Source organism: Dietzia sp. IBK-p2-15D, assembly GCF_057773105.1.
Genome location: NZ_JBYMTK010000005.1, coordinates 201,435 through 224,833, shown reverse-complemented (window position 1 = coordinate 224,833; position 23,399 = coordinate 201,435). Strand labels below are relative to the sequence as shown.

Annotated in this window: 22 protein-coding genes and 1 pseudogene; 14 read left to right on the top strand and 9 right to left on the bottom strand. The window is 70.1% G+C overall.

Annotation, left to right across the window (positions count from 1 at the left end):
• Nucleotides 1-186 (top strand): annotated as a pseudogene (locus AC3DEV_RS09390) (hypothetical protein); the annotation flags it as partial.
• Between the two features lie 37 nt (nt 187-223).
• Here the strand turns inward: AC3DEV_RS09390 and AC3DEV_RS09385 are convergent.
• Nucleotides 224-829 (bottom strand): nuclease-related domain-containing protein, encoded by a 606-nt coding sequence (locus AC3DEV_RS09385; RefSeq protein ID WP_488371926.1) that lies wholly within the window; start codon nt 827-829, stop codon nt 224-226.
• A 759-nt stretch (nt 830-1,588) separates the two neighbouring features.
• On the opposite strand from AC3DEV_RS09385, the gene AC3DEV_RS09380 reads away from it, so the two are divergent.
• The gene (locus AC3DEV_RS09380; protein ID WP_096905167.1) at nt 1,589-2,839 is read left to right on the top strand and encodes an LLM class flavin-dependent oxidoreductase; all 1,251 of its coding nucleotides are present in this window, start codon (nt 1,589-1,591) and stop codon (nt 2,837-2,839) included.
• Nucleotides 2,836-3,537 carry a CE1759 family FMN reductase gene (locus AC3DEV_RS09375; RefSeq protein WP_488371925.1) on the top strand — a complete coding sequence of 234 codons (702 nt, stop codon included), beginning with the start codon at nt 2,836-2,838 and terminating at the stop codon, nt 3,535-3,537. Before AC3DEV_RS09380 ends, AC3DEV_RS09375 begins: the two co-directional genes overlap by 4 nt.
• Before the next feature lie 57 nt (nt 3,538-3,594).
• Here the strand turns inward: AC3DEV_RS09375 and AC3DEV_RS09370 are convergent, their stop codons facing one another.
• Nucleotides 3,595-3,873, bottom strand: coding sequence for a hypothetical protein (locus AC3DEV_RS09370; protein ID WP_488371934.1), 279 nt, complete (start codon nt 3,871-3,873; stop codon nt 3,595-3,597).
• A gap of 44 nt (nt 3,874-3,917) precedes the next feature.
• Nucleotides 3,918-4,841 carry a mycothiol conjugate amidase Mca gene (mca, locus tag AC3DEV_RS09365; protein ID WP_488371924.1) on the bottom strand — a complete coding sequence of 308 codons (924 nt, stop codon included), beginning with the start codon at nt 4,839-4,841 and terminating at the stop codon, nt 3,918-3,920.
• 137 nt (nt 4,842-4,978) lie between these two features.
• Here mca and AC3DEV_RS09360 point away from each other — a divergent pair, with 137 nt between their 5' ends.
• The 7 genes from AC3DEV_RS09360 to AC3DEV_RS09330 all read left to right on the top strand — a co-directional run bounded on the left by AC3DEV_RS09360 (nt 4,979) and on the right by AC3DEV_RS09330 (nt 13,668).
• Complete coding sequence (locus tag AC3DEV_RS09360; protein ID WP_488371923.1) at nt 4,979-5,437, top strand: DUF4307 domain-containing protein; 459 nt, start codon at nt 4,979-4,981, stop codon at nt 5,435-5,437.
• Between the two features lie 147 nt (nt 5,438-5,584).
• Entirely contained in the window at nt 5,585-6,082 is a 498-nt protein-coding gene (gene greA / locus AC3DEV_RS09355; RefSeq protein WP_067715687.1) for a transcription elongation factor GreA, read from the top strand.
• 94 nt (nt 6,083-6,176) lie between these two features.
• A complete protein-coding gene (locus AC3DEV_RS09350; RefSeq protein WP_488371922.1) occupies nt 6,177-8,417 on the top strand; it encodes an AAA family ATPase in 2,241 nt (746 codons plus the stop codon).
• Between the two features lie 56 nt (nt 8,418-8,473).
• A complete protein-coding gene (locus tag AC3DEV_RS09345; protein ID WP_488371921.1) occupies nt 8,474-9,841 on the top strand; it encodes an McrC family protein in 1,368 nt (455 codons plus the stop codon).
• Complete coding sequence (locus AC3DEV_RS09340; RefSeq protein WP_488371920.1) at nt 9,838-11,052, top strand: SGNH/GDSL hydrolase family protein; 1,215 nt, start codon at nt 9,838-9,840, stop codon at nt 11,050-11,052. Before AC3DEV_RS09345 ends, AC3DEV_RS09340 begins: the two co-directional genes overlap by 4 nt.
• A gap of 41 nt (nt 11,053-11,093) precedes the next feature.
• Nucleotides 11,094-12,314, top strand: coding sequence for an acetyl-CoA C-acetyltransferase (locus tag AC3DEV_RS09335; RefSeq protein WP_325767566.1), 1,221 nt, complete (start codon nt 11,094-11,096; stop codon nt 12,312-12,314).
• Nucleotides 12,315-12,495: 181 nt separating this feature from the next.
• Nucleotides 12,496-13,668, top strand: a complete 1,173-nt coding sequence (locus AC3DEV_RS09330) for an alpha/beta hydrolase (protein ID WP_488371919.1) — start codon at nt 12,496-12,498, stop codon at nt 13,666-13,668.
• A gap of 365 nt (nt 13,669-14,033) precedes the next feature.
• On the opposite strand, the gene AC3DEV_RS09325 is transcribed toward AC3DEV_RS09330, so the two are convergent.
• From AC3DEV_RS09325 to AC3DEV_RS09305, 5 genes are all read right to left on the bottom strand, one after another.
• Nucleotides 14,034-14,897, bottom strand: a complete 864-nt coding sequence (locus tag AC3DEV_RS09325) for a Bax inhibitor-1/YccA family protein (protein WP_488371918.1) — start codon at nt 14,895-14,897, stop codon at nt 14,034-14,036.
• Between the two features lie 223 nt (nt 14,898-15,120).
• Nucleotides 15,121-15,945 (bottom strand): excalibur calcium-binding domain-containing protein, encoded by an 825-nt coding sequence (locus AC3DEV_RS09320; RefSeq protein ID WP_488371917.1) that lies wholly within the window; start codon nt 15,943-15,945, stop codon nt 15,121-15,123.
• A 140-nt stretch (nt 15,946-16,085) separates the two neighbouring features.
• Nucleotides 16,086-16,919, bottom strand: a complete 834-nt coding sequence (locus AC3DEV_RS09315) for a hypothetical protein (protein WP_488371916.1) — start codon at nt 16,917-16,919, stop codon at nt 16,086-16,088.
• Nucleotides 16,916-17,647 (bottom strand): ABC transporter ATP-binding protein, encoded by a 732-nt coding sequence (locus AC3DEV_RS09310; protein ID WP_488371915.1) that lies wholly within the window; start codon nt 17,645-17,647, stop codon nt 16,916-16,918. The genes AC3DEV_RS09315 and AC3DEV_RS09310 overlap by 4 nt, the downstream gene beginning before the upstream one ends.
• A gap of 1 nt (nt 17,648) precedes the next feature.
• Nucleotides 17,649-18,044 carry a GntR family transcriptional regulator gene (locus tag AC3DEV_RS09305; protein ID WP_069390092.1) on the bottom strand — a complete coding sequence of 132 codons (396 nt, stop codon included), beginning with the start codon at nt 18,042-18,044 and terminating at the stop codon, nt 17,649-17,651.
• A 147-nt stretch (nt 18,045-18,191) separates the two neighbouring features.
• Between AC3DEV_RS09305 and AC3DEV_RS09300 the strand changes: the two genes are divergently transcribed.
• Complete coding sequence (locus AC3DEV_RS09300) at nt 18,192-18,812, top strand: flavodoxin family protein (RefSeq protein WP_488371914.1); 621 nt, start codon at nt 18,192-18,194, stop codon at nt 18,810-18,812.
• A gap of 86 nt (nt 18,813-18,898) precedes the next feature.
• Nucleotides 18,899-19,069, top strand: coding sequence for a hypothetical protein (locus tag AC3DEV_RS09295; RefSeq protein ID WP_096905156.1), 171 nt, complete (start codon nt 18,899-18,901; stop codon nt 19,067-19,069).
• Between the two features lie 452 nt (nt 19,070-19,521).
• Here AC3DEV_RS09295 and AC3DEV_RS09290 read toward each other — a convergent pair whose 3' ends face one another.
• On the bottom strand, nt 19,522-20,904 hold the full coding sequence (locus AC3DEV_RS09290; protein WP_488371913.1) for a family 1 glycosylhydrolase: 1,383 nt from the start codon (nt 20,902-20,904) through the stop codon (nt 19,522-19,524).
• A gap of 223 nt (nt 20,905-21,127) precedes the next feature.
• Here AC3DEV_RS09290 and AC3DEV_RS09285 point away from each other — a divergent pair, with 223 nt between their 5' ends.
• Entirely contained in the window at nt 21,128-22,759 is a 1,632-nt protein-coding gene (locus tag AC3DEV_RS09285) for an MFS transporter (RefSeq protein WP_488371912.1), read from the top strand.
• Nucleotides 22,752-23,369 carry a TetR/AcrR family transcriptional regulator gene (locus AC3DEV_RS09280; protein ID WP_182642600.1) on the top strand — a complete coding sequence of 206 codons (618 nt, stop codon included), beginning with the start codon at nt 22,752-22,754 and terminating at the stop codon, nt 23,367-23,369. Before AC3DEV_RS09285 ends, AC3DEV_RS09280 begins: the two co-directional genes overlap by 8 nt.
• Nucleotides 23,370-23,399: the final 30 nt, after the last annotated feature.

Sequence of the window (23,399 nt, the reverse complement as noted above, 5' to 3'; positions counted from 1 at the left end):
CACACCAACCCCACCGGCCCCCTGGCCCAGGCACGCAACCACATCCTCGAACACCAATGGCGAGAACACCTCGACCGCCTCACCGCCGACGACGGCCACCTCACCAACCCGCCAGGCACCACCCGGCGCCGCTGCGAGCCGCCACGCCACGAACCACCGCCCCGCGACGCCTCCCACACGGCGTAGCGTCGCCGCCTCCTACAGACTGGCCGCCCTCTGGGGTTCAGCGCTGCCAGGTGCTCGATCGCCTGGCCACCTCGTGGATCGCGTCGATCTCGCGCAAACTCAGGCGTGGCGGTTGAGCCTTGAGAAATCGGCCGATCCCCCGCCGCGGGACAACGGCAACCGCACCGTCTGCAGGCTGGGCCCTCACCGTGAACCCTCGTCGCGCGCCCACGACCGCTATCAACCCGATCACCGGCACCGGGAACCCGACGTGCTCCGCGCGCATTCGTGACGCCCGCTTCCCCTCGAACCTGCTGTTACGGACATAGGGGACTCGTCGACCGTTCACCATGACGATGTCTCCGCCGACCCACACCGATGCCTTCGGGTGGTTCTTCGCATTCACGGTGAACACGCCACCCGGGCCGACCACCACGTGGTCGATATCCGCACCACGCTCGCCGACGCGAACGGCATGGAGCACCCTCCACTCCGCGCCGAGCCTGCCGAGCTGCTCGGCGATGGCGTGCTCGCCGTCCGCGCCGATCCGCCATGCCCGCTCGTCCGTCTTCGCGTCGAGCATCCGGGCGAACAGGTGCCGCATCAGCCCCTGCGCCTCGCGCTCCGCCAGCGCCCGCTCACGCGCTGCAGCCCCGGCTCGCACGTCCGCGAGATCGTGCCATCCGGATGGCACGGCCGGCACGGCTGGCTCGGCTGATGACGTTGATGGCGGCGCTACTGGCGCCGGGGCGGTCCGAGTCGAGCGCGACACTGGCTGTGGGTTCGACTCCCGGTCCGATACCTCGCACTCCGGCGCAGTCGACGCAGTGGGAGACGCCGACGCCAACGGAGACGACTCGTGTGCTGAAGCTGACTGCCGGGGCGCAGGCGAATTCCGGCAGGAAGACGGCTCGTTCGTGTCGAGATGTTCCTCGATCGCTCGGCGCAACAGAGGGAGGTTCGACAAGTCGTCGGAGTGGAATCTCCCGCTGGCCACGTCGAGGTACCCGAGGTCGGTGCCGCCGGGGGTGGATGCGTAGAGCCTGTCGTGCCCGAACCGCTTCCACCTGCGGACGATCCAATCGGTCACGAGCCCTCCGGTGGTCAGCCGAGTTGTGTACGTCGACGAATGGTCACACCTCGGCGTGCCGGGCCGCAGATGTTCGACCGAAGTCGTTCCGCGCGACGGGGGTCACCGGCGTCGCTCACAGGCGAGGCCGGGTGGGACGCGCGCTGCGGGCAGCCGGCAGCCGGCAGCGGGCAGGGGGCAGGGGGCAGGGGGCAGGGGGCAGCGGGCAGCGGTGCCCCGCCCGCTGCCCGCTGCCGTGCACCCGCCATGTGAGGGGGAATACCGCCCCACACCCTTTTGTTTGACATGTCAGCAAGTTAAGATGGGGACACCAACAGACGAGAGGCCACCATCATGCAGTTCGGAATCTTCAGCATCGCCGACATCACCCCGGACCCCACCACCGGGCGGATACCCACCGAGCACGAGCGGCTGGAGGCCGTCGTCGAGTACGCCACGCTGGCCGAGCAGGTGGGCCTCGACGTCTTCGCGCTGGGTGAACACCACAACCCGCCGTTCGTGACGTCCTCCCCCACCACGACGCTGGGCTACATCGCGGGCAGGACCTCCGAGATCATCCTGTCGACGGCCACCACCCTGATCACCACCAACGACCCGGTGAAGATCGCCGAGGATTACGCCATGCTGCAGCACCTGGCAGGCGGCCGGGTGGACCTGACGATGGGCCGTGGCAACACCGGCCCGGTCTACCCGTGGTTCGGGCAGGACATCCGGCAGGGCCTGCCGATCGCGATCGAGAACTACGAACTGCTCCACCGCCTGTGGCACGAGGACGTCGTGGACTGGGAGGGCAAGTTCCGCACGGCCCTGCAGCAGTTCACCTCGACCCCGCGCCCGCTGGACGGCGTCGCGCCCTTCGTGTGGCACGGCTCGATCCGCTCGCCGCAGATCGCCGAGCAGGCCGCGTTCTACGGAGACGGCTTCTTCCACAACAACATCTTCTGGCCGATCCACCACACCAAGCAGATGGTCGAGCTGTACCGCCGCCGCTACGAGCACTACGGCCACGGCTCGGCGGACCAGGCGATCGTCGGCCTGGGCGGGCAGTTCTTCGCCCGCACCAACAGTCAGGACGCGGTCGACGAGTTCCGCCCCTACTTCGACAACGCGCCGGTTTACGGCCACGGCCCGTCGCTGGAGGACTTCACTGCCCAGACCCCGCTGACCGTCGGCTCGCCGCAGCAGATCATCGACCGATACATGACCATGCGCGAGCACGTGGGCGACTACCAGCGTCAGCTGTTCCTCATCGACCACGCCGGCCTGCCCCGCAAGACCGTTCTCGAGCAGATCGAGATCCTGGGCACCGAGATCGTGCCGACCCTGCGACGGGAACTCGACGCACTGCGCCCGGCCCACGTCCCGGACGGGCCGACCCACGCCGGGCGAGTGGCCGCCCGCGACGCCGACCTGGCCGCCGCCGGCGATCCCACCTATTCCGACGCGTACCGCTTCGGCACCGGCGACAACTGGACGGGCCTCACCGCCGAGGGCGGTCAGCGCGCCCAGGAGCAGTCGCTGGCCCGCGCCCGCCGCAACCAGGCCCGCCTCGCCGAGGCGCCGGCCGGGAAGGACTCCAAGTGACCGACCCCCACAACAGCCACTCCGCCGGGCGGCCGCTCAACCTCGTCGTCGTCGCCGCCGGAACCTCGGTGCCCTCCAGCACCCGGATGCTCGCCGACCAGCTCACCGCCGCGACCCGCGACGCGCTCGCGCGGCACGGCCAGAGGGTCGACGTGACGGTCCTCGAGGCCCGCGAACTGGCGCACGAGGTCGTCGACGCCACCTTCACCAGGTTCCCCGGGGAAAAACTGGCCGCGGCGATCGACGAGATCGGCCGGGCGGATGGGCTGATCGCGGTGACGCCCATCTACAACCAGTCGTTCTCGGGCCTGTTCAAGTCGCTGTTCGACGTCATCCAACCCGGCACGATCGCCGGCGTGCCGGTGGCGTTGGGCGCGACCGGCGGAACCGCGCGTCACTCGCTGGCGGTCGACTACGCACTGCGGCCGATGTTCGCCTACCTCAAGGCCGACGTCGTGCCCACGACCGTGTTCGCGGCGTCCGAGGACTTCGGCGCCGTCGCCACCGACGGCGACGAGGACTCGCTGCGCGCACGTACCGCGCGGGTGGGCACCGAACTGTCGGACTACATGCTGCGGTTCGCCGGAGTCACCGCCGGCGCGGTGGCGCCGACGCGCGCGGACGCCGGTCGGGGACGGAAGACCGACGACGACGAGTTCAGCGACTTCGTCCCGATGGGCGACCTCTTGGGCCGCTGAACCGGCGGGCAGGTCCTGCCCCCGGCGGGGTGTGCGGCCCGGCCCCGACGCAGACCGTCAGCGGGGGTCGGGCTGCCCGTCGGTCTGCTCCAGGGGCGGGACGGCGCCGCGGTCGGTGCCCTCGTCGGCGAGCTGATCCGGCTCGGGATGCTCGGTGTCGAAGCTCTCCGGCAGGTTCTTGATGTGCTTGTTCATGTTGCGGATGAGCAGCACGGTGGCGATGAGCAGCAGCAGGATCACCGGGATACCGATCGGCGACGCCTTGCCGAACTCCGGTCCCACCGGGTTGTCGTTGTACCCGGGCGTACCGGGCGACTGGTTCTGCGCGAAGACCATCGCCGACTGATACGCCAGGATCTGGACGTCCGGTCCCAGGGTGATCATCGTGCGTCCTCACTCGTGCTCGGGCCGACGGGGAGCGCGACGTGCGGGTCGACCCCCTCGAACAGGTCTGTCTCGTATTCTCCCTCACCGAGCTCGGGAAAGCCCACCCGGCTGGCGGCGAGCTCGAACTCCTCGGTGGGCCACACCCGCTGCTGCATCTCCACGGGTGCGGCGAAGAACCAGCCGTTGGGGTCGATCTGGGTGGCGTGGGCCAGCAGTGCCGAGTTGCGCTGCTCGAAGTAGTCAGCGCACTCGACCCGCGTGGTGACCCGCTCCATGATGTCGGGGCGGTCCCCCCAGCGGGAGAGGAAATCCTCGAAGTGGCGCACCCCGTCGCGGGCGAACAGCTCGTCGTCCAGCAGCTGGAGGCGGCTCTTGGGGAATCCGTGGGTGTAGTAGACCTTGGCGATCGCCCACGGCTCACCGGCGTCCGGATACCGGTCGGGGTTGGCGGCGGCCTCGTACGCGGCCATCGACGCCGAGTGCACCTTCAGGTGATCCGGGTGGGGATATCCACCGTTCTCGTCGTAGGTGATCATCACGTGGGGACGGAACTCCCGGATCCTGCGGACCAGGGACTCGGTGACCTCGTCGTCGTCGGCCAGGGCGAAACATCCCTCCGGCAGGGGTGGCGTGGGGTCACCCTCCGGCAACCCCGAGTCCACATACCCCAGCCAGTGGTGGTCGACCCCCAGGATGTCGGCCGCGCGCGCCATCTCACGCACCCGGACGCCCGTCAGGTCCGCGACGATGTCGGGGCGGTCCATCGCGGGGTTGAGGATGTCGCCCCGCTCGCCCCCGGTGCACGTCTCCACCAGCACGTGGACGCCCTCGGCGACGTACCTGGCCATGGTTGCCGACCCCTTTGACGACTCGTCGTCGGGGTGGGCGTGGACCGCCATCAGCCGCAGACCGGCCATCGGGAGCACCTGCCGTTCTTCTCACGTGAGTGGATGACCGCACCATTCTATGGGCGTCGGCCCAGGCGCCGCCCCCGGCGGGGCCCGCCGGCGACCCCCGGCCGTCCCCGCCGGCGTGCCCCGATACCCTGGCTCCCATGAGTGAGCCGAGGTCGGACGCCCCGTCGCAGCCCCCCGTGGGCCCGCCCGCGGACCGGTACGCGACCGCCGACCGCGGCTCGAACCTGACCGGCAAGGTCGTCGCCGTCATCCTGGCGCTGCTCGTGGGCGGCCTGGTGATCGCCGGCGTCTACACGATGTGGCGACTCAACCAGACGCCGGACATCACCGGTGAGGCGATCGGGGTGGAGGTCGTCGACGAGTCGCGGGTCGACCTGACGTTCACCGTGACGCGCGAGGAGCCGGGCACGCCCGCCTACTGCATCATCCGGGCCCAGGATGAGTCCAAGGGCGAACTCGGTCGGCGCGAGGTGTACGTCCCACCGTCGGAGAACACCACGATCCAGATCGACGCGTCCATCTTCACCACCGCCCGCGCGTTCGCCGCGGACGTCTACGGGTGTGGCGACGACGTCCCCGACTACCTGCGCAGGTAGGGCCGCAGACGGCCACGCCGTCAGGGCCGCGCGTATCGGCCGGCGACCGACGGCGCCTGTGTTAGAATCGGCGCTTCAGCACGGCTCCCTTTTTCGCGGGGCCGTGTTTTTCTTACATCACGCACGCGAACAGATTGGAGTGCGCTCATGGCGAACGACACCCAGGTCCACTGGTTGACCCAGGAATCGTACGACCGCCTCATGGCCGAGAAGGAGGCGCTGATCGCCAACCGTCCGGTCATCGCCGCCGAGATCAACGAGCGGCGCGAGGAGGGCGACCTCAAGGAGAACGCCGGCTACCACGCCGCGCGTGAGCAGCAGGGCCAGGAGGAGGCCCGCATCCGGACCATCGACGACCTGCTGGCCAATGCCCAGGTCGGCGAGACGCCCACCGAGTCCGGTGTCGCGCTCATCGGCTCCGTCGTCCGCGCCTACTACAACGGCAACGAGGACACCAAGGAGACCTTCCTCATCGGTACCCGCGGCGAGGGCTCCGGAAAGGACGACCTCGAGATCTACTCCCCCGAGTCCCCGCTCGGCAAGGCCGTCCTGGGCGCCAAGAACGGGGAGAGCCGCGAGTACACCGCCCCCAACGGCAAGAAGGTCGCCGTCACCATCGTGACCGCGGAGCCGTACCACAGCTGACCGGCTGAAGACCGGGGCCGGTGGTAGGTTCTTCACGAATGTCGGGCCGCCTCCAGGCGGGCCCGAATCCGCCCCGGCGTAGCAGGAGTTCCACGTGTCAGACGGTTCCCAGGACAGGCCCCACGGCCCGGCCCCGACTATCGAAGCGGCGGCCGGGCGGGTCCTGGGACCGGCACTGCGGACGGGCCAGTCCCCCTTCGAGGACGACCTCTACACGTGGACTCCCGAGGTGGCCGAGGAGCTGGCCCGCCGTCTGGACTCCGACCCCGAGGAAGGGGCCGCCGGCGCGGCGCCCGGGGCGACCCGCTCCCCCGTGATGCAGGCGCTGCACGACCAGCTCGAGGGCGCACCGCGGCCCGTGGTCCTGCTCGCCGCCGAGCTGCTCTTCATCCAGCAGCTCCCCCTGTCCACGGTCACGGCCCGCCTCAAGCGCGGCCGCGTCCGCGATGTGCTCTCCTGGATCGAGGACGCGCCCGCGATACCCACCGATCTCGACGAGGTCCTCAGCGAGAAGGGCCCGCTCACCGGCGGCCTGGGGTTCAACGTGCAGATGCGCGAGCACCTGCGCTGGCTGTGCTCGTTCGTCATCCACTGGGCGGAGCTCGACGCGTCCGTCCGGGACGCCGCCCTGTCGGACCCGTGGGAGTTCCAGCGCGCGGCCCGCTCCACCCCCGGTGACTGGCGGGCCATCCGCTACAGCCTCCAGTACCTCGTGTGGCCCGGCTACTTCCAGCCGATCGTCAAGCACGAGCACAAGACCCGCATCCGCGACGCGTTCGCCGACCTCATCGGCGGCCCGTCCGGCATCGACGAGCTGGACATCGACCAGGACCTGCACCGCATCTCCGAGGTGCTCTCCGCGCAGCTCGGCCAGCCCGTCGACTGGTACCGCGGCTCCGTCGCCAACCAGTGGCAACGCCACCGCGACGACCACTCCCGGCGTGCCTGGCTCGTGCGGCCCGGCCGCGGCGGCGTCGGCCAGGCCGGCCAGTGGGTCGCCCAGAACCGCATCGCGCTGCCCGCCTCGCACCTGCCGCGGATCCCCGCGCACGCCAGCCGGCTCGAGGTGTCCCAGGCCGTCGAGCAGGGTTACCCGCACCTGGACTACCAGGCCCGGTTCCAGCTCACCGCCGAGCTGCACACCTTCCTGTCCCGGATGAACCCGCAGGACGTGGTGGCCACGGTCGCCGACGCCAAACTGCATCTGGGCACCCTCACCGACGACCTCGGCTACGTCGACGACGGCGGCCAGCAACTCGAGCGTTCGGTGCTGTGGAGCACCGTCACCCTCGACCTGGAGACTCTGCCCAGTCCCCTGTCCGAGTTGATCGGCGAGCCCGGCACGGTCGTCGACCTCACCGACGGCCTGGACGCGATGCTCTCGGCGATGCACCCCGGGCGCCACTCCGCGGAGTCGCAGGTCGCCGAGGCCCCCGCCGCCGGGGCGGTGCCGACCCTGCCCGAGGTCACCGACGAGCTGGCCGACGGACTGCACATGCCCCGCGAGGAGTTGCAGGAGATCGTCGACACCCTGCAGCAGCGTCAGCAGATCGTGTTCTACGGCCCGCCCGGCACCGGCAAGACCTACCTCGCCCAGGAACTGGCCCGCTTCCTCGCCGGCCCCGACGACCCCAGCCGGGTCCAGCTCGTGCAGTTCCACCCCAGCTACGCCTACGAGGACTTCTTCGAGGGCTACCGGCCCACGCTCACCGAGTCGGGGCAGCCCGGCTTCGCTCTCCAGGCCGGGCCGCTGCGGCGCCAGGCCGCGCGGGCGACCTCGGAGTCGGGTCGCGAACACCCGAGCTTCCTCATCATCGACGAGATGAACCGCGCCGACCTGGCCCGCGTGTTCGGCGAGATGTACTTCCTGCTGGAGTACCGGGACCGGACCGTGCTGCCGCAGTACTCCCCCGACACCTCGTTCCGGCTGCCGCGCAACCTGTTCATCATCGGCACCATGAACACCGCCGACCGGTCGATCGCCATGGTCGACGCCGCCATCCGCCGACGCTTCGCGTTCATGGAACTGCACCCCGACACCCCGCCGGTGGCCGGCGTGCTGCGACGCCACCTCGAGGCGCGCGGCGTGACGACCGAGCCCGCGGAGCTGCTCGAGGCGCTCAACTCCGAGATCGACGACTCCGACCGCGACCTGCGGATCGGGCCGTCGTACTTCATGAAGGACCAGGCCACCGAGCCGGGCGGCCTCGAGGCCATCTGGAGGTTCGACCTCCTCCCACTGCTCGAGGAGCACTACTACGGGCGGCTCACCCGCGCCGAGGTGCACGAGCGGTTCGGCCTCGCGGCACTGCGCCGCAAGATCGGGCGGGCGTGACCGCAACTCCGACTCGCGCCGGTGCGCCGGCGTCGGCACAGTCGCCGGCGTCGCCGGTGGCACTCGAGTTCGACGAGTTCGACCGCCGTGGCCGACTGGTCAACCTGAGCTGGGAGGGCGCGCAGCACCTGTCGCAGACCGGCCTCGTGGAGGTGCTGCCCGCCGGCCGCGACACGTGGCGGCTCATCCCCTGCGGCGCGGTCGGTTCGGTCCGCGTCGAAGGTCTGTCGGTGCGGGTCATGCCCGCCGCCAGCCTCGGCCTGACGCAGTTGTTCTTCCTGCTCGACCACGCGGCCGACGACCCCTTCCTGTCCTCATCGGTGCAGGCCAGGGACGACGACGAGCTGTGGACCTCCGTCGCCGAGTCCATGGCCCGGTTAGCGCACCGGGCCCTGTCCGCCGGACTGCTGCGCGGGTACCGCAGGGTCGACGAGGCGCTGACCACCGTGCGCGGGCGGATCCGACTGGGTGACCAGATCCGCCGCCACCCGGGCATGACCATCCCGCTCGAGGTCACCTACTCCGAGTTCACCCCGGACATCGCAGAGAACCGCATCCTGCGCACGGCCGCCCACCGCCTGCAGTTCCTTCCCGAGCTGCCCGATTCCACCCGCCGCCGGCTGGCGATGGTCGACGCCCGCCTGTCGGACGCCACGCTCATCGGCCAGGGCGCGCCCGTGCCGGCGTGGACGCCCAGCAGGCTCAACGCCCGCTACCAGGACGCGCTCGCGTTGGCGGACCGCATCGTGCGGCGGATCTCGGTGGAGGTCGAGGACGGTCACGCCGCGTCGGCCGCCTTCGTCACCGAGATGCCTGCACTGTTCGAACGCTTCGTGGAGGCCGAGCTGACCGCCGCCCTCGACGGCCGGGGGGGTCGGCTGCTGCAGAACCCCGTCGTCAATCTGGATTCCGGTGCCGAGGCGGACGACGCGCCGTCGGGTCGTCACAGCGCGCCGTCCGACGACGGTGACCACATCTCCGTGCGCACGGGGTTGGTGTACGAGGTCGACGGCGAGCCCGTCACCACGTTCGTCCCGACCTATCCCACGGACCGCCGGGCCCGCGCCGCCGAGCACTATCGACTGTTGGCCGCCTGCACCGCGCTCGGGGTGGACCGCGCGTACCTCGTCTACCCGGCCCAGCGGCGCGACGATTCCCCCCAGCCCCGACGGATCGTCCACACCGACATCTCGATCGTGGAGTACCCGATCGACCTCTCCCGCGGGCCGGCCGAGAGCAGGAGGGCTATCGTCGAGTTGGCCCAGCATGCCCGTGAGCTGGCCGCTCCGTCCGCCGCACGGCACCGGACGGGCTCACGCCACGACGCCGGGGCCCACCACAGCGCCGGGTCCCACCACAACGCAGAGTCCCGCGCACACCCAGAGTCCGGCGCAAACCCAGAGGGGAGACGACACGCCCGATGACGGACGCCGACGACGCCTCCCGACGCCTCTGGATGAGCCTCGGGCTGGCAGCCGTGGGCACGGTGGGGGCGTACCGCGGCGCGCAGGAGGTACTCACGCAGCAGGCCCGGATCGCGCGCCGGGTGATCCCCAAGCCGACGTCGCGGCCCTACTCCGGCGACGGGCTCTACCGGCCCGGGGCCCGGTCACCCGAACCGTGGAGACCCGGAATGACGTGCGACGTACACATGATGATCTTCGGCGACTCGCTCGCCGCCGGCCTCGGCGCCGACTCCCCTGACGAGCTGCCCGGCGTGCTGCTGGCGCGCGGCCTGGCCGAAGAGTCCGGCTGGGATGTACGGCTGAGCATCAAGGCGATCGTCGGCGCCACCTCCAAGGGACTGCCCGGGCAGATCGAGGCGATGCAGATCGCGCACGGCGACCCCGACATCTCGGTGATCCTCGTCGGCGGCAACGACATCACCTCCCGCAACGCGATCGGTCCCTCGGCGCGGCGAGTAGGTGACGCGGTGCGGGCGCTCCGGGAGAACGGTTCGCACGTCGTGGTGGGCACCTGCCCCGACCTGAGCATCATCAAGCCGGTCCCCCAGCCGTTGCGATCGGTCATGTCCGGCCTGAGCCGACGCCTGGCCGGCGCGCAAGCCGTGCAGGCCCGCAAGGCCGGCGGCGTCCCCGTCTCCCTGGCGGAGACCCTCGCGCCCGAGTTCCACCGTCGTGGCGAGAGCTTGTTCTCGCCCGACCGGTTCCATCCCAACTCGGCCGGGTACGAACTCGCCGCCGGCCTGCTGCTGCCCGCCGTGTGTGTGGCGCTGGGCGTGTGGGAGGACGTGCCCGAGGAGCAGCTACCGCACGACGCCGAGGAGGCCGCCGCCTCACTGGAGTCCGCCGAAAGCGCCGCCGACCTCGCCGACTCCGACGACACTGCCGAGGCCGGCGCGCCCGCCGACACTACCGACGCTGCCGACACCGGTACGCCCGCCGAGCACCGCGAGTCCGTGGTGGCCCGGCTGACCAAGCGCCTGACCGACTTCGTCCGCACTCACGAGGATGCGGACGACGGTGACCGGAACACGTTCCTGCATAATGAGGACGTGGACGGTGACCCCGAGAGCACGGGCGAGGCCCGTGAGGCCGCGGACACCCTCCGACGCCGTAGCCGGATCCTGACACCGACCCGCTCGACGCGGGACGACCCGGATCCCCAGGACTGACCCGACCACACCAGCACTCACCCGCAACGAAGGAGCTTTCCATGCCGGAAGCCGTGATCGTCTCGTACGCCCGTTCCCCCATCGGGCGCGCCAACAAGGGTTCCCTCGTGGGCATCCGCTCCGACGACCTCACCGCCCAGATGGTCAAGGCCGCGCTGGACAAGATCCCCGCGCTCGACCCCACCCAGATCGACGACCTCATGTTGGGGAACGGGCTGCCCGGCGGCCAGCAGGGGTTCAACATGGCCCGCGTCGTGTCGGTCCTCGCCGGACTGGACACCGTGCCCGGCACCACCGTCAACCGCTACTGCTCCTCCTCGCTGCAGACCACCCGCATGGCGCTGCACGCGATCAAGGCCGGGGAGGGTGACGTGTTCATCTCCGCCGGCGTGGAGACCGTCTCCAACTTCCAGTACGGCACCTCCGACCACATCCCGAACACCCACAACCCGATCTTCGCCGACGCCGAGGCCCGCACCGCCGCGCGCGCCGAGGGCGGGGCCCCTGTGTGGACCGACCCGCGCGCCGAGGGCCTGCTGCCCGACGTGTACATCCCGATGGGCCAGACCGCCGAGAACGTGGCCCAGATGACCGGCATCACCCGCGAGGAGCAGGACCGCTGGGGCGTGCGCTCGCAGGAGCGCGCCGTGGCCGCCGTCGACCGTGGCCACTTCGCCAATGAGATCACCCCGGTGACGATGCCCGACGGCACCGTCGTCTCCGCCGACGACGGCCCGCGGCCCGGCACCACCTACGAGAAGATCTCGCAGCTCAAGCCGGTCTTCCGTCCCGACGGCACCATCGCGGCCGGCAACTGCTGCCCGCTCAACGACGGTGCTGCCGCCCTGGTGATCATGTCCGATACCAAGGCCAAGGAGCTGGGCCTGACCCCGCTCGCGCGCGTCGTCTCCACCGGCGTGTCCGGCCTCTCGCCCGAGATCATGGGCCTGGGCCCGATCGAAGCCGTCAAGAACGCGCTGCGCATCGCCGGCAAGTCGATCTCCGACATCGACCTGTTCGAGATCAACGAGGCGTTCGCCGTGCAGGTGCTCGGCTCGGCCCGCGAGCTCGGCATCGAGGAGGACAAGCTCAACGTCAACGGCGGCGCCATCGCGCTCGGCCACCCCTTCGGCATGACGGGCGCCCGCATCACCGCGTCGCTCATCAACAACCTCCAGGCCGAGGACAAGCAGTTCGGCGTCGAGACCATGTGCGTCGGCGGCGGCCAGGGCATGGCGATGGTGCTCGAGCGCCTCAGCTGATCCCACCCGGCGCGGCAACGCGAAGAGCGTTCCGACCATGTGTCCCGAGTGGACGTGGTCGGGACGCTCTTCTTGTTGTGGCGGCGATAGGCGCCGATGGACGTCCGTTCAGGGCGGGGGGCGGGTTGTCGGGGGCGCGTCCTATCCTCTACTCAGCAGTCGCTGGTCAGATCGGAGTCCCATGTCCCCACGCTCATCCTTCCTCCGCCGCACCCTCGGCTTCGGCACGCTCGCGCTCGCGCTGGTCGCGGTCTCGATCACGCCGGCTTCGGCCGAGGAGGGGCAGGCCGGATCCTCGTCCTCCGTGGGCGAGGTGGCGTTCGACACGGTCGCCGGCAGCCTCGAGCACGTTCCGGTCGGTTCCACCGCCGGGCTGCTGGGCTCGGTCGGATCGTCGAACGTTCCGATCGTCCCCGCGTCAGTAGAGGAGGTCGGCGTCCCGACAAGAGTCGACCCGTCCATCAAGACGACGAAGTTCCTCGGCATCGATCGCTATGACGGCCCGGACAACGTGTACGAGTACTGGTCCGTCCAGTCCGCCGCCATGCAGCGCGTGGTCACCGTGGAGGTCGTCAGGTCCCGCGGCGAGGGGGCGGCGCCGGTCCTGTACCTGCTCGACGGCGTCGGGGCGCCCGAGTACAGCACGGGCTGGAACCACGTCGCGGACATCCACGAGGTGATGGCGGACGAGAACGTCCACATCGTCAACCCGGCGGGCGCGTTCGCCTCCTTCTACTCGGACTGGGAGAAGGAGGATCCGGTGTTGGGCAACCACAAGTGGGAAACGTTCCTCACCGAGGAGTTGCCGCCCATCGTCGCCCGGGAGTTGGACACCAACGGCAAGTCGGCCATCGCGGGAAACTCGATGGGTGCGCAGGCCGCGATGCATCTGGCGGCCCAGCATCCGGATCTGTACGCCGCGGTGATGGCGTTCAGCGGCAACTACTCGACCATGGACCCGCTCGGATACCAGACGGTCCGACTGAGCGTCGTGACCCGCGGCGGCGATCTCGACAACATGTGGGGTCCGCGCGGAAGTGAGCGGTGGCGGTACCACGACACCATCTCGCACCCGGAGAAATTGCGTGACACCGCTGTGTACATGTCGGCCGGCAACGGCGACATCGGTCCGGAGGATCCGGGCGAGTACGGCAGCAACAAGTACGCCATGTGGTTCGGCATCGTGCTCGAGCGCGGGGTTCACGAGGCCACCACAGCGTTCTCACGAGCGTTGACGGAGGCCGGGGTGCAGCACCGGGCCGACTACGGGGACAGCGGTCTGCACAACTGGGCGACCTTCATGCGGTACTTCGACGCCGGCTGGGAACACATCAAGCCCGCGCTCGAGAGCTAGGCCGGCTCAGGCCCAACCTGACCCGGTCCTATCCATCCTGAGCCGGCCCTGCCCATCCTGAGCCGGCCCGGCCCGGGCGTCCTGCCGGCCCGGACGCCCACGGGGTGCGCGTCCTCTTGGTACGCCTCAGGCCCACCTCTGTGCTGTGATTGGTCCATTCCGGGCGCGCACCCCGGAGCGGGAGGCCGCTCCCCCGTCCCACCCGTGCCCCGTACGCCGGTCGCCGCCGACGGGATCCGCCTAGCCCGGGCCCCGTCGCCCGCTCCCCAAATGCCGACGACCCCGGCTCCCCTCACGGGGGCCGGGGTCGCGGGATTCGCCGGGACCTGACCTGATCGGACAGGCAGCGCTACAGCTCGCGCCGGTCAGTCGCGGAAGTAGCTCATGAGGCGGAGGATCTCGACGTACAGCCACACCAGGGTGACCGTGAGGCCGAGCGCGACGCCCCACGCCATCTTGGACGGGGCACCGGCGCGCACGAGGCGGTCGGCGTTGTCGAAGTCCATCAGGAAGCTGAACGCGGCAAGGCCGATGCACAGGAGGCAGAAGCCGATAGCGATCGGGCCGCCGTCGTACAGCGGGTTGGTGCCGGTGAACAGGCTCAGCACGATGCTGCCCAGGGCCGCGAACAGCACACCGACGATCGCTGCGGACATGAAGCGGGTGAACTTGGGCGTCACGCGCACGGCGCCGGTCTTGTAGACGAACAGCATGCCCACGAAGACGCCGATGGTGCCGAGGATCGCGGCACCCACCGCGCCCAGGACGCCGCCGGTCCCCTGCAGGTCGATGGTGAACAGATACGTCGCCGCGCCGACGAACAGCCCCTCGAGGGCGCCGTAGGTCAGGGTGACGGGCGCGGAGTCCATCTTTCGCGCGAAGGTGGCGATCAGCACGGTGATCAGGCCGCCGATGCCGCCGACCAGGATGAACGGGAACAGCAGCCCCGGATTCATCGTGATCAGGTAGAAGGAGATCGTGCCGACGATGGCGAGCAGACCGAGCGTCATGCCGGTCTTCGCGACGACGTCATCGATCGTCATGGGCCGCGTGTCGGCGGCGAACTGCGGGTGCGCCTGCGGAGCACCGTAACCGGCCTGGGCACCGAAGCCCTGCTGGCCGTACTGGCCCTGCTGGAAGGCGCCACGGCCGGCACCACCGAGGTGGGTGGCGCCGCGGGCACTGTCCGTGGACAGTGAACTGAAGACCGGGTTGCTGCTGGTGCGCATCGAGGTCCCTTCGGAATTGTCGGGGAAGGTCGTTGGTCGAGAGTCCCCGCCGGGTCACCGACGAATCACTCGTACATGTGCAACGCGCGGGCTCACCTGTGTGTTCCCGGCGCCGATACACATCTTGCCTGATCCGTTCGCCCGGCCCGGAACGACTCACGGGAACGACGACGACGACGAGGATTTCAGCGCCGAGCGATCCTGCGGTCCCCGGCGCCGCGGATCATTCGCAGGCGACACCGTCGTTGTCGCGGTCCAGCTTCGAGGCGTACCCCGGCTGCCCGCGGTACAGCGGCGCGACGCCGGCGGCCCGGACCGCCGAACAGTTGGCGTAGTACGCCGCCTGCGGGACCGGCTCGGCGACCGGGGCGGGCGCGTAGGTCTGCGGCGGGGCGTACGTCTGGACCGGGGCGGGCGCGTACGTGGGCTCGGGGGCCACCGGCTGCCGGGGCGCGGACTCCGACTCGACGGCGGCCGGCGTGACCGGGGTCGCCGAGGTCGGTGAACTCGTGGGGGTCTGCGTCACGGTGGTCGTCGGCGCAGCGGCCCGGGCCGTGGTGGTGACGGTGCTGGTAGCGGCCACCGGGCTCGAGGCCGGGGTCGGCGAGGGCGCGGGCGTGGGCATCAGTGCCGCGCCGACGATGAACATGGCCACCGAGACGGAGCCGACCACCGGCCAGCGACGGGTGAACGGGCGCAACGGGGTATTCCAGGTCAGCGGGCTCAGCGCGTCCGGGGCGACGAAGCCGGACATCGATTGCGCGGCGAGAGCGGCCTGCCGGTCGAGTTGGAAGTCCTCCTCGGCGTGGGTGCGGTCCTCACGCTCGCAGAAGACCCACCACCCGCCCGCCACGGCCATGGCCAGACCGATGAGCGCCATCGCCACCGACTCGAGGACGCCGCTGCCGAGCGTTCCGAGCGCCCCCACCAGTATGATCCCGCCCATGACCAGGCCGGCCCAGGCGAGGACCGGCTTCCAGACGGGAGGCGTGAGGTAGGTGGGCTCGGTCAGGGTCGGACGGGCCATGGAGGGCAGGACGATCGGCATGCTCGCGGTCTTTCGAGGGAGGTGAGGGGCCCGCGGCGGCCAACGGACGACGCGCGGTGAGGATGTGAACACTACTCCACCGCGCGCCGCCCGCCAAAGAAATCCTTATCCAGACCGGGGCCGTGCCCGGGCAGGGACTACTAGCCCAGCGCCACCTTGTGATTCCACGATCGCGCGGTGCGCCAGAGGCAGAACGCCGCCACCGCGACCAGGGAGACCACGAACCCGACCGGCATGACCTCGCTGGTCGTGCGCCCCGCGGCGAGCTCGCCGACCAGGTCGAACCGGACGAGGCCCAGGGTCTCGCCGTCGGCCTCCCCCACCCCGAACGGGATCACGAGCATGCCGAGCAGGGCAAGGACCTGGCTGGCGATGTAGACGGCGACGAACACCACCACGGGCCCGCCGGCACCGAGTCCGGCCAGCCGCCGCTCGTGCCCCACCGAGACGGCAAAGTAGTAGTACACCGGCCACACCAGGAACCAGGCGAGCACCAGCGCCAACCCGCTTGCGATCATCCAGGCCGGGGTCACGGCGGTGACGGTGGACCACGCGTCGGTCAGCATCGACCACGACGGCGCGGAGCCCCCGGACCGCTGCGAGTTCGCCCACCACGCCAGCAGCGCCAGCACGAGGGTCAGGACGATCGCCGCCAGCGAGGCGAGCGTCGCCCACGCCAGCTTGGCCCGGAAGATGCGGGCCCCGCGGACCGGGATCGAGTGCGTGAAGTACCCCGTCCGGCCGTAACCGGAGCGCCAGTAGTCGGCGGCGAGGGCCAACTGGACGGCCGGGACCGCCACGACCGCGGCGAGCATGCCCGCGGCCAGCCCGAGCTCGGACAGGAGCGGCCATCCCGAGGCACCGAGCAGGCTGCCCAGCACACCTACCAGCGCGACCAACCCGAAGAGGGTCGCGAGCGGACCGCGCGTGCGCAGCCACTCGTGCTTGAGGAGTGTTGTCGTCGTCGCTCTCATCGGTAGGTCTCCCTGAAAATCTGGTCGAGGCTGGCGCCGCGGCTGCCGCGGAGGTCGTCGGCGTCGCCGGAGAGCAGGACGCGGCCGTGGCGCATCATGACGGCGGCGTCGAGGATCGGCTCGAGGTCGTGGACGAGGTGGGTGGTGATGAGCAGGAGCGAGTCCTCCGACAGGTTGCGCACGATCCCGTCGAGGATCACCTGACGCGCGGCCGGGTCGACGCCCGAGATGGGCTCATCGAGGAGGAACACGCGCGCGTCGCGGGACATGGCTAGTGCGATCTGGACCTTCTCACGCATGCCCTTGGACATCTGCTTGAGCCGCGCGGACTCGCTCAGGCCGAAGAAGCCGATGAGGTCGCGCGCCTTCTCGGGCTGGAAGTCAGCGAAGAAGTCCGTGTACAGCTCGAGGCAGTAGCTCACGCGCGCGGCGTCGGGCAGGAAGCTGGTGTCGGGTAGGTAGGACACCAGGGTCTTGGACTCCGGGCCGGGGGCGTGGCCGGCGATCCGCACGTCGCCGGAGTACCCGGCCAGGACGCCGGCGAGGATCTTGAGCAGCGTGGTCTTCCCGCAGCCGTTCTCGCCCAGCAGGCCGACGATCTGCCCCGGGGCCAGGGTCATGTCCAGGCCGTCGAGGGCGGTGGTGGCGCCGTACGTCATGCGGAGACCGGTGGCCTCGACGAGTGTAGTGGCGGGGCTCGCGGTGGCGGCGTGGTCGGTGGCGCTCATGTCAGGCACCTCCGTCGTGCTCATCGGTAGTGGTGTGTTCATGGGTGTCCCATCTGTGGTCGAGCAGCGTTCGGGCTTTGTCGTGCGCCATTCCCAGGCCGCGGACGCGCCGGATGAAGGCGTCGGCGGCGTCGGTGGCGAGGTCGGCGCGGACCTCGTCTATCCGTTCTTCGTCCTGCGTGACGAACCGCCCGGTGGCGCGCTCGGACCGGCACAGTTCGAGCCGTTCGAGCTCGGCGAGCGCGCGTTGGGCGGTGTTGGGGTTGACGCCGAGATCGGCCGCCAACTCCCGGACGCCGGGCATCTTCTCCCCGGCCGCCCACTCCCCGGTCACGATGCGCCGCGAGAACTCCCCGACGAGCTGCACCCAGATCGGGGACGAGTTGTCGAACTGCATCGCCGCCCCGCTTCCGTGTTGCTGTATTAGGTGCTTAATACAGTGGCACCAGGCGGGGCGCTTGTCAATGAGCGGATGCTGACGAGCCGTTGTGCGGGGCGGCCCAGAGACGCAGACTGAGGCAAGGACCTGCGGAAAGGGCCGGCCATGAACGCACTCGTCGTGTACGAATCCGCGTGGGGGAACACCAGGCTCGTCGCCGAGGCGATCAGCGACGGCCTGTCCCCTCACCTGACCGCCGAGGTGGTGGCCGCCCACCAAGCGCCGCCGCTCGCCGAACTCAAGGTGGACCTCCTCGTGGTGGGCGCGCCGACCCACGCGTTCGGGCTGCCCCGCGACGGCACCCGCGAGGACGCCCACGCCCGCGGCGGCGAGCTGATCCTGTCGGGAGTGCGCGAGTGGCTCGACGCCGCCGAGCCCGCCTCCCTCGCGGTGGCCACCTTCGACACCCACGTCCGCCATCCCGACCTTCCCGGCCATGCAGGCAAGAAGGCCGCCAAGAAGCTACGCAAGCTCGGCTGCCACCCGGTGACGGATCCCGAGACCTTCTACGTGGACGGCTACGAGGGCCCGCTCCTGCCCGGCGAGCTGGAGCGCGCGAGGGAATGGGGAGACGGCCTGACGCGCGGCGACTGGCGAGCCGGGCCGGACGCCGGCGGGGTGGGCTCCGAGGGAAACGACGACGACGAGGTCGACCACCCCGCCCACGCCGCAGGTGCAGGGCGTGCCGAACCGGCAGGGTTGACCGATACCCCTAGGGGTATGTAATCTCGGGGCATCAGCCAGTCGGATCATCGGCCGGCGGTCGGCGCGATTCACGCCGACGACAACCCCACCCCCTGAGGAGTCTCATCATGTGCCGTCCCGCCACCTGCAAGAAGTGCGGCAAGACCACCTGGGCCGGATGCGGAATGCACGTCGACCAGGTGATGGCCGGTGTGCCCAAGGCCGACCGCTGCCCGGGCCACGAGTCGGACGTCCCCGCCGTCAAGGACGGCTTCTTCGCCAAGATGTTCAGCAGGTAGTCCCGACCGCCGCCGTCGAGCCTGGCGGAGTTCGATCCGCATTCGATCCGCCCCTCGGATTTCGACCTGCATTCGATCCGCCCCTCGGATTTTGACTTGCGTTCGATCCGCCCCTCGGATTTCGATCCACGCTGCGGCCCCGGCGCGCAGAAGAAAATCCGACGGGCGGATCGGGGCGTTTCGGACAGGGGCTACCGGGAGTCGTCGGCCGGGGGCCGTCAGTCGGGGCTCGTCAGTCGGGGCTCGTCAGCTGGGGATACCGAAACGGGCCGCGAGGTACGGGATCAGGCCCATGCACTCCGGTGTGAGAGCGAGGCACGCGGGCTCATCCGGCCCGGGGCCGAACAGAAAACGCAGCGGATTCTCGATCGAGCCGGCGGGAAACATCTCATCGGTCCTCTCGTGGTCGACGGGCGGGTCCACTAGGGAAATCGCGTGTGAGGTCGATCCTGTTATCGCCCTGCCAGCGTCGTCAAGGGCCCTTCTGCCGACACCGGCCCGATGCAGCTGTCCGGGATCGTGGCCAGCGAACACCACGCAGTCGGCAGCACCGGACGGTATCCGTCGGGCACTCCCCCGCCCGCGATGATCTCGCGGTAGGCGTCGACGCCCGACGTGGGTTGGCGTGTCAGCGTCGGGTCGGTGAGCACGTTCACCCGATACAGCCCGAACCGCGCCGAGTAGTCGCCCCATTCGTAGTTGTCGACCAGTGACCAGTGGTTGTAGCCGATCACGGGGTAGCCGTCCGCCACGGCCCGCTGCAGCCAGAAGACCGTGTCGCGCAGGAAGTCGCCCCGCTCGATCCCGTCGGCGCGACCACCGTTGAGAGTCGGAATCCCGTTCTCGACGATGTAGATCGGCTTGCCCGGGTAGGCCTGCGCGTAGTGCGTGACCGCCTCGTAGATGCCCTCCGGCTGTGGCCGCACGGCCGCGAAGTCGTCCCACGCGGCGTTGATGGCAGTGAGGTTGTTCAGCGCGACGCCGTAGTAGTAGTCGATGCCGACGTAGTCCACGACGTCGGCCACCCTGTCCCCGATCAGCGTGTCGGTGAACTCGGTGGCCATGGGTAGATAGGCCTCGTTCATGGTGACCATCGCGGCCGGGTCGGCCCGGTGGGCGGCAGCGTAGCCGAGCCGGTGGGCGGCCTCGATGGTGTCGAGGAAGCGGGAGAAGTCGGTGAAGGCGACCCGGCCGATGGTCATCTCGTGTTTGAAGAACACCAGCGGCTCGTTGAACGTCACCCACATGGTGCCGGCGCCGGCCCACCGGTCGGTGATGAGGTCGGCGAAGCGGCCGAACGATTCCACCGCGTTGTCCGCGAGCATCCCGCCCCGGTCGGCCAGCCACCCGGGGTAGACGAAGTGCACCATCGTGATCATGGGGGTCATGCCATGTCGGCGGACCGTGTCGATGATCCGGTCGTAGTGTCTGAGGGCCTCGTCGTCGTACTCCCCCGGCGCGGGCTCGATCCGCGCCCACTCCACGCTCAGCCGGAAGGTGTTCACGCCCATCGCCGCGGCGTTGGCAATGTCCTCCTCATAGCGGTTCCAGAAGTCCACCGCCTCACCCACCGGGTCGGCCTGACCCGTCGGCGCGGTCGCGTCGACATACCGCTTCCAGTTGGAGTCCGGGTTCGAGCCCTCCACCTGGAAGCCCGACGTGGCGACGCCCCAGTGGAAGCCGGAGCCCGGTGCGGCCGGTCGCCCACCAGGCTGGGCCGCTGCACTCGGCTGCAGCTGCGGGGCCACCGCCACGGCGAGGACGAGCGCCAGCAGCAGCGGAAGCGCCCTCCGGACGATCGTCGAATGTCCGGCCCATCGCGCGCGTCCGCTCATGGGTGAACCCTAGGAAGCACCCTCGCGGACGGCAGCGGAATGACCCAAGTGCGCGAACCGCGAGCGTTCCCGACGGTGGCACTCCCCACAGTTCTGGCCACCTGGCCAAGACAGGTTGGCCAGGTGGCCAACTTCGTGTCAGGATGGTCTTCGCCGGGTGCGGATCTCCCCGGCATCGCTGCGTGCAGACCGCCCGCAGTCCGACCGCCCTGGAGAGGCACTCGTGTCCCCCGCACGCCGCTGGACGGCCCTGCTCGTCCTCGTCCTTCCCGTTCTGCTGATCTCGATCGACATGTCCGTGCTCGGCATCGCCGTGCCCGCGCTGTCCGCCGACCTGCAACCGACGTCGAACCAACTGCTCTGGATCATCGACCTCTACTCGTTCCTGCTCGCGGGCCTGCTGATCTTCACGGGCTCGCTCGGAGACCGGATCGGTCGCAAACGGATCCTCATGATCGGCGCACCCCTGTTCGGCGTCGCCTCCCTCCTCGCCGCGTTCTCCACCAGTCCGGAGATGCTGATCGTCGGCCGTGCGCTGCTCGGCATCGGCGGTGCGACCCTCATGCCCTCCACCCTCGGCCTGATCCGCGCGATCTTCCCGGACCGCACCGAGCGACGCACCGCCATCGCCGTATGGGCCACCGCGTTCTCCGGCGGCGCCGCACTGGGCCCCGTGGTCGGCGGGCTGCTGCTGGAGAATTTCTGGTGGGGTTCGGTCTTCCTCCTGAACGTCCCGGTCATCGCACTGTTCCTCCTGACCGCCCCGTTCCTGCTCCCCGAGGCGAAGGACCCCAACCCGGGCCCGTTCGACCCGACCTCCGTCATCCTCTCGATCGCGGGCATGATCTCGCTGGTCTACGCCCTCAAGACCGGCGTGAAGGGAATCGACGGGGCGGTGCTCGTCGCCTTCGTTCTGGGTGCTGCCGCGCTGGTCTGGTTCGTGTCCCGTCAGCGCCGCCGCGAGAACCCCATGATCGACGTGACCCTGTTCGGGAACTTCGCGTTCTCCTCGGCGGTGTCGATCAACGTGATCTCGGTGTTCGCTTTCATGGGGCTGATGTTCTTCCTCCCGCAATACCTCATGCTCGTGCGCGGCATGGGCTCGGCCGAGGCCGGTCTGTGGATGCTGCCGCTCGCGGTGGCCGCCGTCGTCGGCACCCTGCTGGCCCCGGTTCTGGCGCGGACGGTCTCGGTGCGCACCGTGATCATGACGGGTCTGTCGCTCGTGATCGTCGGGTTCGTCATCGGCACCCGGTTGGACACCGCCGAGACGATGCTCCTCTTCACGCTCCTGTCGGCCCTGTTCGGCATCGGCGTGGGTCTGGCCGAGACCCTCACGAACGACGTCATCCTCACTGCCGCCCCGAGTGACCGCGCCGGCGCCGCCGCGGCGATCTCCGAGACCGGCTACGAGTTCGGCGGAGCGATGGGCACCGCCGTACTCGGCACCGCGGGGATGGCCGTGTACTCGAGCCGCGTGGTCGAGACCGCTACCCTGCCCGGCATGGATGCCGACTCGGCGAACGCCGCCTCCCAGACCCTGGCCGGCGCCCACGAGGTCGCGGAGACGTTGCCCGGCGGCGGCGCTCGTCTGCTGGAGGTCGCCGATTCCGCCTTCCTGGCGGGCATGGACCTCGTGGCCGCGATCGGTATCGGGACGGCGGCGATCACCTTGGTGCTGGCCTGGCGCGGCCTGCGCTCGGAGTCGCGAGCGGCCGGAGCGGCCGGAGTGGCGCCGGTAGAGGATTACGACGCCGAGGCCGCCCACGCGACGGGAGGGCCGGAGGCGAACCTGCCGTACATGCCACCCGCCGCACGCGCGGACGCCGCCGATTCCGAGGTGACTCGTGGCTGACGCTCGCCGAGCACAGGTGCCGATCGAACAGCGCCGCCGGGAACTCACCGAGACCGCGGTGACGGTGATGGCTCGGGACGGGGCGTGGGCGCTCACCACGCGGGCCCTGGCCAAGGAGGCCGGGGTGCCCCACGGGTCCGTCCACTACGCGTTCTCATCGAAGGACGAGCTGATGCGTTCGGTGCTGCGTCTGGACCTGACGCACCTGTCGGACCTGGTCCAGACGCAGCAGGACCGGCCGGTACACGGACCCGACGACGTGACCGCCGCCGTGGCCGAACTCTTCGCGGCCTACGCGGATTCCGTCCTCGCCGATCCGATGACCGAGATCGCCTACTTCGAGTTGTCTCTGATGGCGGCCCGCGACGAGCAGCTGCGGGCTCTGGCCGCGCAGTCCCACCAGGAGTACCGACGGATCATCGTGACCCTGCTCAGCAGCCTGGCCGAGCGTGCGGGCCTGCGGTGGGACGCCGACGTGGTGCTGGTGGCCGAGCAGGCGATGACGCTGATGTTCGGGGCGGCGCTGGGTTGGTTCGAACTGCGCGACGACGCCCTGTTCCGGGCTGTGCTCGACGATGCCGCCGGGATGGTCGGTCGCCGACTCGTCTGAGTCGCCTGGTCCGCTCAGCTCAGCGCACCG

What these genes read in the sequence shown, in the direction of transcription:
- AC3DEV_RS09380 (WP_096905167.1), top strand. Translation starts at nt 1,589, where the DNA reads ATGCAGTTCGGAATCTTCAGCATCGCCGACATCACCCCGGACCCCACC.
- AC3DEV_RS09370 (WP_488371934.1), bottom strand. Translation starts at nt 3,873, where the DNA reads ATGGTCTTCGCGCAGAACCAGTCGCCCGGTACGCCCGGGTACAACGAC.
- mca (WP_488371924.1), bottom strand. Translation starts at nt 4,841, where the DNA reads ATGGCCGGTCTGCGGCTGATGGCGGTCCACGCCCACCCCGACGACGAG.
- AC3DEV_RS09360 (WP_488371923.1), top strand. Translation starts at nt 4,979, where the DNA reads ATGAGTGAGCCGAGGTCGGACGCCCCGTCGCAGCCCCCCGTGGGCCCG.
- greA (WP_067715687.1), top strand. Translation starts at nt 5,585, where the DNA reads ATGGCGAACGACACCCAGGTCCACTGGTTGACCCAGGAATCGTACGAC.
- AC3DEV_RS09340 (WP_488371920.1), top strand. Translation starts at nt 9,838, where the DNA reads ATGACGGACGCCGACGACGCCTCCCGACGCCTCTGGATGAGCCTCGGG.
- AC3DEV_RS09335 (WP_325767566.1), top strand. Translation starts at nt 11,094, where the DNA reads ATGCCGGAAGCCGTGATCGTCTCGTACGCCCGTTCCCCCATCGGGCGC.
- AC3DEV_RS09330 (WP_488371919.1), top strand. Translation starts at nt 12,496, where the DNA reads ATGTCCCCACGCTCATCCTTCCTCCGCCGCACCCTCGGCTTCGGCACG.
- AC3DEV_RS09325 (WP_488371918.1), bottom strand. Translation starts at nt 14,897, where the DNA reads ATGCGCACCAGCAGCAACCCGGTCTTCAGTTCACTGTCCACGGACAGT.
- AC3DEV_RS09320 (WP_488371917.1), bottom strand. Translation starts at nt 15,945, where the DNA reads ATGCCGATCGTCCTGCCCTCCATGGCCCGTCCGACCCTGACCGAGCCC.
- AC3DEV_RS09315 (WP_488371916.1), bottom strand. Translation starts at nt 16,919, where the DNA reads ATGAGAGCGACGACGACAACACTCCTCAAGCACGAGTGGCTGCGCACG.
- AC3DEV_RS09310 (WP_488371915.1), bottom strand. Translation starts at nt 17,647, where the DNA reads ATGAGCGCCACCGACCACGCCGCCACCGCGAGCCCCGCCACTACACTC.
- AC3DEV_RS09305 (WP_069390092.1), bottom strand. Translation starts at nt 18,044, where the DNA reads ATGCAGTTCGACAACTCGTCCCCGATCTGGGTGCAGCTCGTCGGGGAG.
- AC3DEV_RS09300 (WP_488371914.1), top strand. Translation starts at nt 18,192, where the DNA reads ATGAACGCACTCGTCGTGTACGAATCCGCGTGGGGGAACACCAGGCTC.
- AC3DEV_RS09295 (WP_096905156.1), top strand. Translation starts at nt 18,899, where the DNA reads ATGTGCCGTCCCGCCACCTGCAAGAAGTGCGGCAAGACCACCTGGGCC.
- AC3DEV_RS09290 (WP_488371913.1), bottom strand. Translation starts at nt 20,904, where the DNA reads ATGAGCGGACGCGCGCGATGGGCCGGACATTCGACGATCGTCCGGAGG.